We start from the raw sequence: 13,738 nt of genomic DNA on the forward strand, positions 1-13,738 counted from the left end.
GCAAAGAAAAGTAACCAAAAGAAAGCACACCCCGCAGCGCGCCTTCCGCGCTGCGCGCTCCAGGTCCGCAGTCCCAACGGGCATTTTTCGACGGCACATCCATGTGCCGGCGAAAAACGTCGCGCATCCTGCGCGCCGCCCTTCGGGTATTCGCCCGCCGGGCCTGCCGCGCCGAGGGGGCCCGGTAAATCAAAAGCGAAGCAAGAGCAGGAGCAACGGCAACAGCAGGAGCAACGGCAGGAGCAACGGCAGGAGTGGAGCCTGCTGCGTGCATGGTGTTTGCGGCGGACATCGGTCGCGCCACGCTGCAAGCCGGGCGGCAATACCCGCTCACATCCGGAACACCCCGAATTTGGTCGGTTCCGCCGGCGCGTTCAACGCCGCCGACAATCCCAGTCCCAAGACCCGCCGCGTCTGCGCCGGATCGATGATGCCGTCGTCCCACAGCCGCGCGCTGGCGTAGTACGGGTGGCCCTGGCGTTCGAACTGCTCGCGGATCGGCGTCTTGAACGCGCCCTCGTCCTCCGTCGACCAACTGCCGCCCTTGGCCTCGATGCCGTCGCGGCGTACCGTCGCCAGCACGCTCGCCGCCTGCTCCCCGCCCATCACCCCGATCCGCGCGTTCGGCCACATCCACAGGAAATTCGGCGAATACGCGCGGCCGCACATGCCGTAGTTGCCGGCGCCGAACGAACCGCCGATCACCACCGTGAACTTGGGCACCTTCGCGCAGGCCACCGCCATCACCAGCTTGGCCCCGTCCTTGGCGATGCCGCCATGCTCGTACTTGCGCCCGACCATGAAGCCGGTGATGTTCTGCAGGAACACCAGCGGGATGCCGCGCTGCGCGCACAGTTCGATGAAGTGCGCGCCCTTCAGCGCCGACTCGGAGAACAGGATGCCGTTGTTGGCGACGATGCCGACCGGATAGCCGTGAAGGTGCGCGAAGCCGGTGACCAGGGTGGTGCCGTAGCGCGCCTTGAACTCGTCCAGACGCGAGCCGTCGACCACCCGCGCGATCACCTCGCGCACGTCGAACGGCTTGCGCGGGTCGGCCGGGATCACCCCGTACAGTTCCTCGGCCGGATACAGCGGCGGCTCCGGTGCGCGCAGCGCCAGCGCCGGCTCGGGCTTGCGCCAGTTGAGCTGGGCCACGATCGCGCGCACCCGCGCCAGCGCCTGCAGGTCGTTGTCGGCGAAGTGGTCGGCCACGCCGGAGATGCGCGTGTGCACGTCGGCGCCGCCCAGTTCCTCGGCGCTGACTTCCTCGCCGGTGGCCGCCTTCACCAGCGGCGGGCCGCCGAGGAAGATGGTGCCCTGCTCGCGCACGATCACCGTCTCGTCGCTCATCGCCGGCACGTAGGCGCCGCCGGCGGTGCACGAGCCCATCACGCAGGCGATCTGGGCGATGCCCTGCGCCGACAGGTTGGCCTGGTTGTAGAAGATGCGGCCGAAGTGGTCGCGGTCGGGGAACACCTCGTCCTGCAGCGGCAGGAACGCGCCGCCCGAATCGACCAGGTAGATGCACGGCAGCCGGTTCTGCTGCGCGATCTCCTGCGCGCGCAGATGCTTCTTCACCGTCATCGGGTAATAGGTGCCGCCTTTGACCGTGGCGTCGTTGGCGACGATCACGCATTCCACGCCGGACACGCGGCCGATGCCGGCGACCACGCCGGCGCACGGCACTTCGTCGGCGTACAGGCCCAGCGCGGCCAGCGGGGCGATCTCCAGGAAGGCGCTGCCCGGGTCGAGCAGTGCGTCGATGCGCTCGCGCGCCAGCAGCTTGCCGCGCGCCTGGTGCTTGGCGCGCGCGGCGTCGCTGCCGCCCTGGGCGATGCGCGCCTGGGTCTGCTGCAGGTCGTCGACCACCGCGCGCAGCGCCGCGGCGTTGGCGGCGAAGGCGTCGCTGCCGGGTTGCAACTGGGTCTGGATCACGCTCATGGCAGGGCCATCGAAAGGAGGAAAGGAAATTCGTGTAGGAGCGGCTTTAGCCGCGACGCTTTACCAGAGGATGTGTCGCGGCTAAAGCCGCTCCTACATGAAGCGCTCACTTGGTCCGCTCGAACAATTCGCGGCCGATCAGCATGCGGCGGATCTCCGAGGTGCCGGCGCCGATCTCGTACAGCTTGGCGTCGCGCCACAGGCGCCCGGTCGGGTAATCGTTGATGTAGCCGTTGCCGCCGAGCACCTGGATCGCCTGGCCGGTGAGCCAGGTCGCCTTCTCGGCGGCGTACAGGATCGCGCCGGCGGCGTCCTGGCGGGTGGTGCGGCCGGCGTCGCAGGCGCGCGCCACCGCATACACGTAGGCGCGGCAGGCGTTCAGGCCCACGTACATGTCGGCCAGCTTGCCCTGCATCAGCTGGAAGCTGCCGATCGCCTCGCCGAACTGGCGGCGCTCGTGCACGTACGGCATCACCACGTCCATCGCCGCGGCCATCAGCCCCAGCGGGCCGCCGGACAGTACCAGCCGCTCGTAGTCCAGGCCCGACATCAGCACGCGCACGCCGCCGCCGACGCTGCCCAGCACGTTCTCCACCGGCACCTCGCAGTCCTGGAACACCAGTTCGCAGGTGTTGGAGCCGCGCATGCCGAGCTTGTCCAGCTTCTGCGCGGTGCTGAAGCCGGGCATGCCCTTCTCGACCAGGAACGCGGTGATGCCGCGCGCGCCGCCGGCCGGGTCGGTCTTGGCGTAGACCACCAGCACGTCGGCGTCCGGACCGTTGGTGATCCACATCTTGTTGCCGTTGAGCACGTAGCGGTCGCCGCGCAGCTCGGCGCGCAGCTTCATCGAGACCACGTCCGAACCGGCGCCCGGTTCGCTCATCGCCAGCGCACCGACGTGCTCGCCGCTGCACAGCCGGGGCAGGTAGCGCGCCTTCTGCGCGTCGCTGCCGTTCTTGCGCAGCTGGTTCACGCACAGGTTCGAATGCGCGCCGTAGGACAGGCCGATCGCGCCGGAGGCGCGCGAGATCTCCTCCATCGCCACCACGTGCGCCAGGTAGCCCATCGCGCTGCCGCCGTATTCCTCTTCCACGGTCAGCCCGAGCAGGCCCTGCTCGCCGAGCTTGCGCCACAGCGGTGCCGGGAACGCGTTGTCGCGATCGGCCTGCTCGGCCAGCGGCGCGATCTCGCGCGCGGCGAACGCGGCCACCGTGTCGCGCAGCAGGTCGATGTCCTCGCCCAGTTCGAAATTCAACGACGGCATCAACATGGCGGGCGGGCTCCGAAAGGCGGGCGTGCGGCGGATGGGGCGCCTAGAATCCAGGCGGCGCCGGGGAATGGACGCCAGCGTAGCCGGGAACGGCAAAGAAGTGAACAATAATTCATTAATTGAACCTAGAATCACCCATGGCCTACAAACGCTCCGCGCTGATGGAAGAACGCCTTGCCGGCAACCGCCAGCGGATCCTGCTGGCGGCGCGCCGGCTGGTCGCCGCGGGCGGCTTCCGCGGCGCGCCGGTGACCGCGGTAGCGGCCGAGGCGGGGGTGTCCACCGGGCTGATCTACCGCCACTTCCCGTCCAAGGCCGAGCTGTTCGTCGAAGTGCTGACCGCGGCGGTGGACTACGAACTGGCGATCCTGCGCGGCATCGCCGCCGAACCGGCGCCGGCGGCGCAGCGCCTGCGCGCGGCGATCGCCTCGTTCGTGCGCCGCGCGCTGGCCGGGCCGGGGCTGGCCTACGCCTTCATCGCCGAACCGGTGGAGCCGGAGGTGGACGCCGAGCGCATCCGCTGCCGGCGCCTGTTCGGCGATCTGTTCAAGGGCATCCTCGCCGACGGCGTGGCCGCGGGCGAATTCCCGGCGCAGGACCTGGACGCCGCAGCCGCCTGCCTTGTCGGCGCCTACACCGAGGCCCTGGTCGGGCCGACCGCGCCCAGCCGCGACGGCCCGCGCGACAGCGAACGCCTGGTCGAGGCGGTGTGCGGTTTCTGCCTGCGCGCGGTCGGCAGTGCGCCGTCGCCGTAGCGGCGCTTGCGAGCCATGTTCGGCGGGTGCGAAGAGATGGTCGGTGTACGGGCTTGGCGTGGAGTAGCCAATGCCGCGTGCCCCGCTCGATGCATCCGACTGCGATGCGGGAGTGCGCCGTGCGAGGGTTCGGCGTCGAAGGCATTCGACGTCGGAAGGTCTGCCGCTCCGTTCGTCGCGGCTGAAGCCGCGCCTACAGAAGTGCGATTGTCGGTCGGCTGCGGCGTGGTCGCAGCTGTGATGGCGGTGGCGTCGCGCGCCCGACTGCTGCGATGCAGCACGCATCGGCTGCGATTCGTCGCGTCGCTGGGGCTGCCGTGCGCGGCAAACGCTGGCTATACTCGGCCGCGTAGCAGTGGTCGGTCTCCACGTGCCAAAGGGGTGTGATGTGCGGAATTACGACCTCGAATTTCTCAAGCGGTTCTCGTTGGTGATCGGCCTGCTGGTCCTGATCACCATCGGCTTGATCGTGTTCGCGGCCTACCTGCAGCGGGCGATCCCGCCGGAGGTGTCGCCGGTGGCGCTCAAGCGCACCGAGGAACGCATCGCGCCGTCGGGCGCGGTCTATGCCGGCAGCACCGGCGCCGCGGCGCAGGCCGCCGCGCAGGCGGCGGCGCTGGCCAAGGCGTCGGCGCAGGTCGCCTACGGCGGCACCACCGACGGCAAGGTGATCTTCGACAGCCTGTGCACCGCCTGCCATACCACCGGCGTCGGCAAGGCGCCGACCCTGGACCATTCGCATTGGGACGCGCGCATCGCGCAAGGCAAGGACACGCTGTACAAGCACGCGATCGAGGGCTACACCGGCCCCGACGGCGGGATCATGCCGCCCAAGGGCGGCAATCCGGCGCTCAGCGAAGCGCAGGTCCACGCCACGGTCGACTGGATGCTGGCCAACCTGAAATAATCCGCAGGCCCGGTCCATGCGGGTTGCAGCGCCGCCTCCGGGCGGCGCGTTCGTATTCGATGCCGGCTCCGCGCCGGCGAGCTAAGGAGAGTGATCGCATGCGCGTACTGCCCCCGTTGTTGTCGTTGTTGCTGGTTGCCGGCGCACCCGCCGCCTACGCCCTGTCGCCGCCGCAGATGGTCCCGATCGGGCAGTTGCGGCCGGCCGATAGCGGGCAGAACGTGGTCTTCGAAGGCGTGGTCACCGCGCGCGTGGAAGCCGGTGGTGGCGGCTATCTGGTGCAGGACGCCGGCGATGGCGATCCGCTCACCGCCGATGCGCTGCTGGTGCACGGCGACGCCGATGCCGCGCTGGCGCCGGGCGACCGGGTGCGGGTATGGGGCGAACTGGCGCCGCGGCGCGCGGCCAGCCAGACGTCCGCCGGCACGGCGTTCGCCGGGCGCAGCGTGCGCGAGGCCGGGCACACTGTGCTGGCGCGCGCGCAGCCTTTGCCGTTGCAGGCGCTGGACGCTGCCCCGGCCGACTGGTCGGCGCTGGCCGGCATGCGCGTGCGCATCGATGCGCCGCTGACCGTGGTCGACACCGATGCGCTGGCCAAGGCCGGCGAGCTCGGCGTCGCCTTCGGCGGGCGCCTGTGGCAGCCCAGCGAAATCGCCGCGCCCGGCAGCGCCGAACTGGCCGCGGCGGTCGCCGACAACGCGCAGCGCCTGCTGCGCCTGGGGGAGACCGGCACGCATGCGCCCGACAGCCTGCCCGCGTACCTGGGCACGGGCGAAGCCGCCGTTGCGCCGCGTGCCGGGGCGACGCTGCAGGGCGTGGAAGGCATCGTCGGCGGCGTGGTCGATGGCGCCGCGCGGCTGTATCCGACCGCGCCGTTGCAGCTGACCCCGCCGCCGGCGCCGGCCACGCCGCAGGTCGCCGGCACGCTGCGCGTGGCCGCGTTCAACCTGGAGAACTTCTTCAACGGCGATGGCCGCGGCGGCAGTTTCCCGACCCTGCGCGGCGCGCGCACCGCGGCCGAATTCCAGGCGCAGCTGGCCAAGCTGGTCGCCACCATTCGCCCGCTGCAGGCCGACGTCGCCGCGTTGATGGAACTGGAGAACGACGGCTACGGACCGACCTCGGCGATCGCCACGCTGGTGACCGCGCTCAATGCCGGCGACGGCGGCGACTGGCGTTTCGTCGATGTCGGGCGCGGCCCGGGCGACAACCCGATCCGGGTCGGCCTGATCTACCGCGCCTCGCGGGTCAGCCCGGTCGGCAAGCCGGCGGTGCTGGAAGGCGGCCCGTTCGCCGCGCACAGCCGGGTGCCGCTGGCGCAGGCGTTCCGGCGCGGCAGCGGGCAGCCGTTCGTGGTCGTCGCCAACCATTTCAAGTCCAAGGGTTGCGGCGAGGCGGCCGCCGACGATGCCGATCGTGGCGACGGCCAGGGCTGCTGGAACGCCACCCGCACCGAGTCGGCGCGGCGCCTGGACGCCTGGCTGCGCACCGATCCGACCGGCAGCGGCAGCACCGCCAGCGTGCTGCTCGGCGACTTCAACGCCTACGCGATGGAAGACCCGCTGCGCCTGCTGCGCGACGCCGGCTGGCGCGATGCGCTGGCGCAGGCGCATGTCGAGCAGCCCTACAGCTTCGTCTACCGTGGCCTCAGCGGCCGCCTCGACCACGCCCTGCTGAGCCCGGCGCTGGCGCCGCTGCTGCGCGGCGCCACCGAATGGCACGTCAATGCGGACCTGCCGGAACAAGACGGTTACCGCGCGCGCAACCTGCCCGGGCCGTGGCGCAGCTCCGATCACGATCCGTTGCTGCTGGGTTTTGAGCTTTGAAGGCCGGGATTCGGGATTCGGGATTTGGGGATTCGTTGAAGCGGAGCGCTGCGATCTGCGCCGGGTGCAGCTGCGTTTAGCGGGGCTTTCGGAATAGCGGACTGCGCTGCCGGGTCGGTCCTGATGCGCAAGGAGAAGCGCGGTCTCTCAGATCGCGAGCCCCGCTTTTACCAATCCCGAATCCCGAATTCCCAATCCCGGCTACCCGTGCCGATGTCCGTTGCGCCGCCAGTTCCACAGGTGCGCGCTCGCCAGCAGCAGGCTGCCGGCCACGGTGGCCGGGGTCTCGGCCTGCGCGCTGGGGAATCCGCTCGCGCCGGCCAGCAATCCGCACAGGCCCAGCGCGGCCATCGCCCACAGCGGCCACGGCAGCGGCCGTTGCCGCTGCGCGCGCCATAGCGCCAGTCCGGCCAGCGGCAGCGCCAGCATCACGAACAGCCCATGCACCCATTCGGCCTGCGCCCAGATGCCGAACAGCGGCAGCGCCGCGGCCAGCAGCGGCAAAGCCAGGCAATGCAGCAGGCACAGCCCGGACAGGAGCACGGCGGAGGCATCGAAGAACGGCGGGGGCAGGGTTTTCATGGACGGCGCTCCGGCATTGAAGTGTTATATAGTAACATTTCTCCCGCCACGTCCAAGCCGCCATGCCACTGCCCGCCGCGCTCGACCGCCGCCTTCCCGTCACCGTCCTGTCCGGCTTCCTCGGCGCCGGCAAGACCACCTTGCTCAACCGCGTGCTGCGCAACCGCGACGGCCGCCGCGTGGCGGTGATCGTCAACGACATGAGCGAGATCAACATCGATGCCGCGCTGATCCGCGACGGCGGCGCCGCGCTCAGCCGCACCGAAGAGACCCTGGTCGAGTTCAGCAACGGCTGCATCTGCTGCACGCTGCGCGAGGACCTGCGCCAGGAGGTGCAGCGCCTGGCCGACAGCGGCCGCTACGACTACCTGCTGATCGAATCCACCGGCATTTCCGAGCCGATGCCGGTCGCCGCCACCTTTGCGGTGCGCGACGAACACGGCCGCAGCCTGGCCGACGTGGCGCGGCTGGACACCATGCTCACCGTGGTCGACGGGGTGAACTTCCTGCGCGATTTCGGCTCGTCAGAGCGCCTGGCCGAGCGCGGCCTGCAGGTCGGCGCCGACGACGATCGCGGCCTGGTCAACCTGCTGGTGGAGCAGATCGAATTCGCCGACGTGCTCGTGATCGGCAAGTGCGACCTGGCGAGCGCAGACACGGTGGCGCGCACCCACGCCGTGCTGCGCGCGCTCAACCGCGACGCGCGCATCGTCGAGGCCCGCGATGGCGACGTGCCGTTGGCGCTGGTGCTGGACACCGGCCGCTTCGATTTCGTGCGCGCGCAGCTGGCGCCGGGCTGGATGCAGGCGTTGCGCGGCGAACACGCGCCGGAGACCGAGCAGTTCGATATCGGCAGCTTCGTCTACCGCGCACGGCGCCCGTTCCATCCGCTGCGTTTCGCGCGGCTGGCGCAGCGTGGCCTGCGCGACGTGATCCGCAGCAAGGGCTTCTTCTGGCTGGCCAGCCGCATGGACTGGGTCGGCGAACTGTCCATCGTCGGCGCGGCCACCCAGACCCAGGCGGCCGGCTTCTGGTACGCCGCGCGCGAACGCGTGGAGCAGGGCCTGCTGGACACGCCGCTGCCGTTGCCGCCGCGCCCGCTGCCGTACACCGAGCTGGGCTGGCAACGGCAGCACAACGCATGCTGGAGCGCACCGCCGCCGCAGGCCGAGGAGGTGGGCGACGCGCGCGAGTACGCGGCGCTGCGCGCGCTGTGGCATCCGTTGTGGGGCGACCGCCGCCAGGAGCTGGCGCTGATCGGCGTCGGCCTGGACGAGGCGCGGGTGCGCGCCGAACTCGACGCCTGCCTGCTCGACGACGCGGAACTGGGACGCGGTCCACTGGCCTGGCAGGCGCTGGCCGATCCGTTTCCGGTGTGGCGGCGCTGAGGCTGCCGGGACTGCCGGCATTTCTGGTTCGCTTGCCTGTTCATCGGCTACGAACCATCCCCACATGCAGGCCTTCGCGCTTCGTTTTGTCGCGGCTGAAGCCGCTCCTACAGGGGGCCGGGCGCCGGATGGGTGCACTGTAGGAGCGGCTTCAGCCGCGACAGAATCCGTGGCGCACGCGCCACCGCTAACCGCGCGCACCGACCGCGATCAACACGATCGCCAGCAGCGCCAACCCCAGCCCGGCACGGTTCCAGGCGCTGGTCTTCTCGCCGAAGGCCATTACGCCGAGCAGCGCACCGAGCACGATCACGCCCAGGTTCATCGCCGCGAACACCACCGCCGGGCTGTCCGGCAGCGCCTGGTGCGCGCGCACGTAGAACGCGATGTTGCCGAAGTTGAGCGCCCCCAGCAGCAGGCCGGCACCCAGGTTGCGCCAGGCCAGCGGCCGGGTGCCGCGGACGTGCCGCCACAGCTGCACGCCGAGCAGCAGCACGAAGGCGATCGCAAAGGCGACCAGCAGCGACGCAGCGAACGGCGTGCCGGCCTGGGCGATGCGCTTGAGCGACACGTCGATCAGGGCGAAGCCGGCCCAGACCAGCAGCAGCCACGGCGCCGCGCGCGTTGCGCCGTCCGGCGCCGGTCCGGGCCGGTGCACGATGCCGGCGATGGCCAACAGCCCCAGCGCCAGCCCGGCCAGCTTGTAGCCGTTGGCACGCTCGCCGAACAGCGCGAACGCCGCCGCCAGCGACAGCAGCAGCGACAGCCGCTGCGCCGCGTCGGTGCGCACGATGCCGGCCAGCGCCACGGCGCGGCCCAGCACCAGGAACAGCGCCGGCAGCAGCACCGCCAGGCCGAGCAGCGCGGCCCACGGCGTCTGCGCGCTGCGCAGCGAGGCCAGCGGCGGTTGCAGCAGCGCCGCGCACAGCAGCGCCGCCGCCAGGTAGTTCCAGGTCACCGCCTGGGCTAGGTCGATACGCTGGCGCGGCGCCAGCTTCAGCAGCGCCGAGACCAGCACGCTGCACACCACACTCAGGAGAACGAACACCACGCGCAGAAGATCCGGTCGGGAAAGAGAACGCTGCGTGCATGCGGCCTGCATGTGGCCTGCACCCAGCCCCGGTATTATGAGCGCATGACCTCTCCCGCTTTCCCCACCGAATCCGGCGCGTTGACGCTGGACGGCCCCGCCGGACCGATCGAAGCCGCGGTCGACCTCCCCGACGCCGAGGTGGCCGCCTTGCCGGTCACCGCGATCGTCTGCCACCCGCTGTCCACCGAGGGCGGCACCATGCACAACAAGGTGGTGACGATGGTCGCGCGCGCGCTGCGCGAGCTCGGCGTGCACGTGGTGCGCTTCAACTTCCGCAGCGTCGGCGCCTCCGCCGGCAGTTTCGACCAAGGCGACGGCGAGCAGCAGGACCTGGCCGCGGTGGCGGCGTGGGTGCGCGCACAGCGCCCGCACGACGCATTGTGGCTGGCCGGTTTCAGCTTCGGCGCCTACGTGTCGCTGCGCGCCAGCGCCGCGCTGCAGCCGCAGGCGCTGGTATCGATCGCGCCGCCCGCCGGGCGCTGGGACTTCGCCGGCGTGGAACCGCCGCCGCAGTGGCTGGTGATCCAGGGCGACGCCGACGAGATCGTCGACCCGCAGGCCGTGTACGAATGGCTGGAGACACTGGAACAGCAGCCGGAGCTGGTGCGCATGCCCGACACCAGCCATTTCTTCCACCGCAAGCTGATCGACCTGCGCGGCGCCTTGCAGCACGGGGTCAAGGCGTGGCTGCCGGCGAAGCCGGCGTGAGCGCGGCGCGGCGACAGGCAGGCGCGTGGCCGCACGCGCGGCGCGGCGCGGGCCGGCACCGATGAGCACAGCGAGCATGCCGTCGCAACGCTATGCCGCCGGCGTGGCGCGCGGCGACTGGCGCGACGATCCGGCGCAGCACGCCGCGCTGGCCGAACTGGACCGCATCCACGCCGCGATTGTGGACAGCGACCAGGATGGCTGGCTGGATCGCCTGGCCGCGTTCTGGAAGAAGCCCGAGCCGGTGCGCGGCCTGTACTTCTGGGGCGGCGTAGGCCGCGGCAAGACCTTCCTGGTCGACCTGTTCTACGACGGCCTGCCGATTGAGCAGAAGTACCGCACCCACTTCCACCGCTTCATGCGCGGCGTGCACGAACGCCTGCGCGAGCATGCCGGGCAGAGCGACCCGCTGGCCAGGATCGCGCAGGAATGGCGTACCCAGCTGCGCGTGCTGGTGCTGGACGAGTTCTTCGTCACCGACATCGGCGATGCGATGCTGCTGGCGCGGCTGCTGGAGCGCCTGTTCGCCGAGGGCGTGACCCTGGTCACCACCTCCAACACCGCACCGCAGAACCTGTACCTCAACGGCCTGCAGCGCGAGAGCTTCCTGCCGGCGATCGCGCTGCTGCAGAAGTACTGCGTGGAACTGTACGCCGAAGGCACCGAGGACTACCGCATGCGCGCGCTGACCCGCTCGCCGGTGTATCGCGCGCCACTGGATGCGCAGTCCGATGCGTGGCTGCAAGGACGTTGGAGCGAACTCAGCGGCAACGAAGCAGCGCGCAGCGGCAACATCGTCATCGAAACGCGCAAGATCCCGGTGCGCGGCCGCGGCAAGAGCATCGCCTGGTTCGATTTCGCCGCGCTGTGCGAAGGCCCGCGCGGGCCGTCCGACTACATCGAGATCGCGCGCGAGTTCAACACCGTGCTGCTCGGCGACATCCCGCACTTCGACCGCATGAACGAAGACGCGGCGCGGCGTTTCGTCAACCTGATCGACGAACTGTACGACCGTCAGGTCAACCTGGTCTGCACCGCGCAGGACCCGCCGCCGCAGCTGTACAGCGGCGAGCGCCTGGCCGGCGCATTCGAGCGCACCGCCTCGCGCCTGATCGAGATGCAGAGCGCCGAGTACCTGGCCACCGCGCACCGCGCCTGAGCGCGGTGGTCCGCGCAGGCGCTGGCCTCCCGGCTTTCCTGTGGGAGCGGCCTCAGTCGCGACAAGCGAGGCGGCGGACTCACCGGGCACGATGCAGTCGGGACTGAAGTCCCTCCCACAAGAAGCGGCATGCGCGAGCATCGCCATGCTCCCTGTGGGAGCGACTTCAGTCGCGACGAGTGAAGCAGCGGGCTCGCTGGCATTGTGCAACCTGACCGAAGGTCCATCCTGCGGGGGACCTGCAAGCACGATGCACTTTTGGGACTGGCCCTCGGTCGCGATGTGCGAGGGCGGTAGACACCCGACTATTCCAGATCGAAGTGCTTGCAATTAAATAGCGCGCTATGTAAATTGCACCCATGCCGAAGAAGCGCACCCCTGCCGAGATCCCCAGCCGCGACGCGGCACTGCAGTTGGATCAGCAGCTGTGCTTCGCGCTCTACTCGGCCAACCTGGCGATGCACAAGCTCTACCGCGGCCTGCTGAAAACGCTGGACCTGACCTATCCGCAGTACCTGGTGATGCTGGTGCTGTGGGAACAGGACGCGCGCACGGTCGGGGCGATCGGCGAGCGCCTGTTCCTGGATTCGGCGACGCTGACGCCGCTGCTGAAGCGGTTGCAGGCCAGCGGCCTGGTGACCCGCGAGCGCTCGGCCGACGACGAACGCCAGGTCGTGGTGCGCCTGACCGCGGCCGGCCGCGCCTTGCGCAACAAGGTCGGCGCAGTGCCCGAGCAGGTGTTCTGCGCCGCGGCCTGTTCGCTGCAGGACCTGCGCCAGCTCAAGCAGCAACTGGAAACCCTGCGCGGCAATCTGGGCGGCGGCTGAGGTTGTCGCCAAGGCATGACGTTCCGTTAATTATATAGTGTGCTATTAAATCGTTATCAATCAACCCGGCGCCTCGCGCCCCATCAGGAGAACCACCATGGCCTCACCCGAAAAGATCCTCTACACCGCCCACGCCACCGCGACCGGCGGCCGCGAAGGCCGCGCCGTGTCTTCCGACAAGGCGCTGGACGTGAAGCTGTCGACCCCGCGCGAACTCGGCGGCGCCGGCGGCGACGGCACCAACCCGGAGCAGCTGTTCGCGGCTGGTTATTCGGCCTGCTTCATCGGCGCAATGAAGGCGGTGGCGGCGCAGGACAAGCTGAAGCTGCCGGGCGAGGTCAGCATCGAAGGCAGCGTCGGCATCGGCCAGATCCCAGGCGGCTTCGGCATCGCGGTGGAGCTGCGCATCGCCGTGCCGGGCATGCCGCGCGAGGAACTGCAGGCGCTGGTCGACAAGGCGCACCAGGTCTGCCCGTACTCCAACGCGACCCGCGGCAACATCGACGTGAACCTGGTCGTCCTCGACTAAACGATGCGGCTTGTCCGAAGACCCCGTCGCGCCACGTGCGCGGCGGGGTTTTTGCTGTCTGCAATACGGCAGTGGCCCGAGCCACCATGCAGAACGTGGCCGAAAGAGCAGCTGTTGCCGTCGCCTTGCTTTTGCTGTTGCTTTGCTTGTGATCTATCGGGCCCCCTCAGCGCGGCAGACCCGGCGGGCGAATACCCGAAGGGCGACGCGCAGGATGCGCGTCGTTTTTCGCCGGCACATGGATGTGCCGTCGAAAAATGCCCGTTGGGGCTGCGGACCCGGAGCGCGCAGCGCGGAGGGCGCGCTGCGGGGTGTGCTTTCTTTTGGTTACTTTTCTTTGCACAAGCAAAGAAAAGTGACCCGCGCCAGCGGAAGCTGTTGCTCTTGCTTCAAGCTTTCAAAGCTTCAAGTGCCAGCACAAAGGCAGAGGCAAAGCTTTCGCCTTGGGGCGAGTCACTTTTCTTTGCTCGCGCAAAGAAAAGTAACCAAAAGAAAGCGCGCCCTGCCTAGCGCCCTCCGCGCTGCGCGCTCCGGGTCCGCGTCCATGACGGGGATTCGCGGAAGGGGCATCCTGCCCCTGCCGCGAACGGCGCACATCCCTGTGCGCCGCCCTTCGGGTTTTTCCCCGCCATGGCCGCCGCTTCGGAAGGGAACCGGTAGGTCAAAAGCCAAAGCCAAAGCCACAGCCACAGCCACAGCCATAGCCAAAGCCAAAGCCAAAGCCAAAGCCAAAGCCAAAAGCCACAGCCACAG

At 69.7% G+C, this 13,738-nt stretch carries 12 protein-coding genes; 8 read left to right on the forward strand and 4 right to left on the reverse strand.

The features are described from left to right. Positions 1-330: 330 nt before the first annotated feature. Positions 331-1,941 (reverse strand): carboxyl transferase domain-containing protein, encoded by a 1,611-nt coding sequence (locus NUG20_RS01510; RefSeq protein WP_263396712.1) that lies wholly within the window; start codon positions 1,939-1,941, stop codon positions 331-333. A gap of 106 nt (positions 1,942-2,047) precedes the next feature. Then, a complete protein-coding gene (locus NUG20_RS01515) occupies positions 2,048-3,211 on the reverse strand; it encodes an isovaleryl-CoA dehydrogenase (protein WP_263396713.1) in 1,164 nt (387 codons plus the stop codon). A gap of 137 nt (positions 3,212-3,348) precedes the next feature. Between NUG20_RS01515 and NUG20_RS01520 the strand changes: the two genes are divergently transcribed. From NUG20_RS01520 to NUG20_RS01530, 3 genes are all read left to right on the forward strand, one after another. Continuing rightward, positions 3,349-3,966 (forward strand): TetR/AcrR family transcriptional regulator, encoded by a 618-nt coding sequence (locus NUG20_RS01520; RefSeq protein ID WP_263396714.1) that lies wholly within the window; start codon positions 3,349-3,351, stop codon positions 3,964-3,966. 388 nt (positions 3,967-4,354) lie between these two features. After that, positions 4,355-4,873: a c-type cytochrome gene (locus NUG20_RS01525; protein WP_263396715.1), complete on the forward strand. Its 519-nt coding sequence runs from the start codon at positions 4,355-4,357 to the stop codon at positions 4,871-4,873. A gap of 98 nt (positions 4,874-4,971) precedes the next feature. Beyond that, positions 4,972-6,699, forward strand: a complete 1,728-nt coding sequence (locus NUG20_RS01530; RefSeq protein ID WP_263396716.1) for an ExeM/NucH family extracellular endonuclease — start codon at positions 4,972-4,974, stop codon at positions 6,697-6,699. A 201-nt stretch (positions 6,700-6,900) separates the two neighbouring features. On the opposite strand, the gene NUG20_RS01535 is transcribed toward NUG20_RS01530, so the two are convergent. After that, positions 6,901-7,281, reverse strand: a complete 381-nt coding sequence (locus NUG20_RS01535) for a MerC family mercury resistance protein (RefSeq protein WP_263396717.1) — start codon at positions 7,279-7,281, stop codon at positions 6,901-6,903. A 62-nt stretch (positions 7,282-7,343) separates the two neighbouring features. On the opposite strand from NUG20_RS01535, the gene NUG20_RS01540 reads away from it, so the two are divergent. Next, the gene (locus NUG20_RS01540) at positions 7,344-8,669 is read left to right on the forward strand and encodes a GTP-binding protein (protein ID WP_263396718.1); all 1,326 of its coding nucleotides are present in this window, start codon (positions 7,344-7,346) and stop codon (positions 8,667-8,669) included. A 187-nt stretch (positions 8,670-8,856) separates the two neighbouring features. Here the strand turns inward: NUG20_RS01540 and NUG20_RS01545 are convergent, their stop codons facing one another. Further along, a complete protein-coding gene (locus tag NUG20_RS01545; RefSeq protein ID WP_263396719.1) occupies positions 8,857-9,720 on the reverse strand; it encodes an EamA family transporter in 864 nt (287 codons plus the stop codon). Between the two features lie 84 nt (positions 9,721-9,804). Here NUG20_RS01545 and NUG20_RS01550 point away from each other — a divergent pair, with 84 nt between their 5' ends. The 4 genes from NUG20_RS01550 (at position 9,805) to NUG20_RS01565 (ending at position 12,985) form a co-directional block, all read left to right on the forward strand. Then, the gene (locus tag NUG20_RS01550) at positions 9,805-10,470 is read left to right on the forward strand and encodes an alpha/beta hydrolase (RefSeq protein WP_263396720.1); all 666 of its coding nucleotides are present in this window, start codon (positions 9,805-9,807) and stop codon (positions 10,468-10,470) included. 61 nt (positions 10,471-10,531) lie between these two features. Beyond that, positions 10,532-11,629, forward strand: coding sequence for a cell division protein ZapE (gene zapE, locus NUG20_RS01555; RefSeq protein ID WP_263396721.1), 1,098 nt, complete (start codon positions 10,532-10,534; stop codon positions 11,627-11,629). A gap of 359 nt (positions 11,630-11,988) precedes the next feature. Further along, the gene (locus NUG20_RS01560) at positions 11,989-12,456 is read left to right on the forward strand and encodes a MarR family winged helix-turn-helix transcriptional regulator (protein WP_263396722.1); all 468 of its coding nucleotides are present in this window, start codon (positions 11,989-11,991) and stop codon (positions 12,454-12,456) included. Between the two features lie 97 nt (positions 12,457-12,553). After that, the gene (locus tag NUG20_RS01565; protein WP_263396723.1) at positions 12,554-12,985 is read left to right on the forward strand and encodes an organic hydroperoxide resistance protein; all 432 of its coding nucleotides are present in this window, start codon (positions 12,554-12,556) and stop codon (positions 12,983-12,985) included. The last annotated feature ends 753 nt before the right edge of the window (positions 12,986-13,738 follow it).

Source organism: Xanthomonas sp. CFBP 8443, from assembly GCF_025666195.1.
In the GTDB taxonomy this organism is placed as follows: Bacteria; Pseudomonadota; Gammaproteobacteria; order Xanthomonadales; family Xanthomonadaceae; genus Xanthomonas_A.

Coding starts and splice junctions, on each gene's coding strand:
- NUG20_RS01510 (WP_263396712.1), bottom strand. CDS start 1,941: ATGAGCGTGATCCAGACCCAGTTGCAACCCGGCAGCGACGCCTTCGCC.
- NUG20_RS01515 (WP_263396713.1), bottom strand. CDS start 3,211: ATGTTGATGCCGTCGTTGAATTTCGAACTGGGCGAGGACATCGACCTG.
- NUG20_RS01520 (WP_263396714.1), top strand. CDS start 3,349: ATGGCCTACAAACGCTCCGCGCTGATGGAAGAACGCCTTGCCGGCAAC.
- NUG20_RS01530 (WP_263396716.1), top strand. CDS start 4,972: ATGCGCGTACTGCCCCCGTTGTTGTCGTTGTTGCTGGTTGCCGGCGCA.
- NUG20_RS01535 (WP_263396717.1), bottom strand. CDS start 7,281: ATGAAAACCCTGCCCCCGCCGTTCTTCGATGCCTCCGCCGTGCTCCTG.
- NUG20_RS01540 (WP_263396718.1), top strand. CDS start 7,344: ATGCCACTGCCCGCCGCGCTCGACCGCCGCCTTCCCGTCACCGTCCTG.
- NUG20_RS01550 (WP_263396720.1), top strand. CDS start 9,805: ATGACCTCTCCCGCTTTCCCCACCGAATCCGGCGCGTTGACGCTGGAC.
- zapE (WP_263396721.1), top strand. CDS start 10,532: ATGAGCACAGCGAGCATGCCGTCGCAACGCTATGCCGCCGGCGTGGCG.
- NUG20_RS01560 (WP_263396722.1), top strand. CDS start 11,989: ATGCCGAAGAAGCGCACCCCTGCCGAGATCCCCAGCCGCGACGCGGCA.
- NUG20_RS01565 (WP_263396723.1), top strand. CDS start 12,554: ATGGCCTCACCCGAAAAGATCCTCTACACCGCCCACGCCACCGCGACC.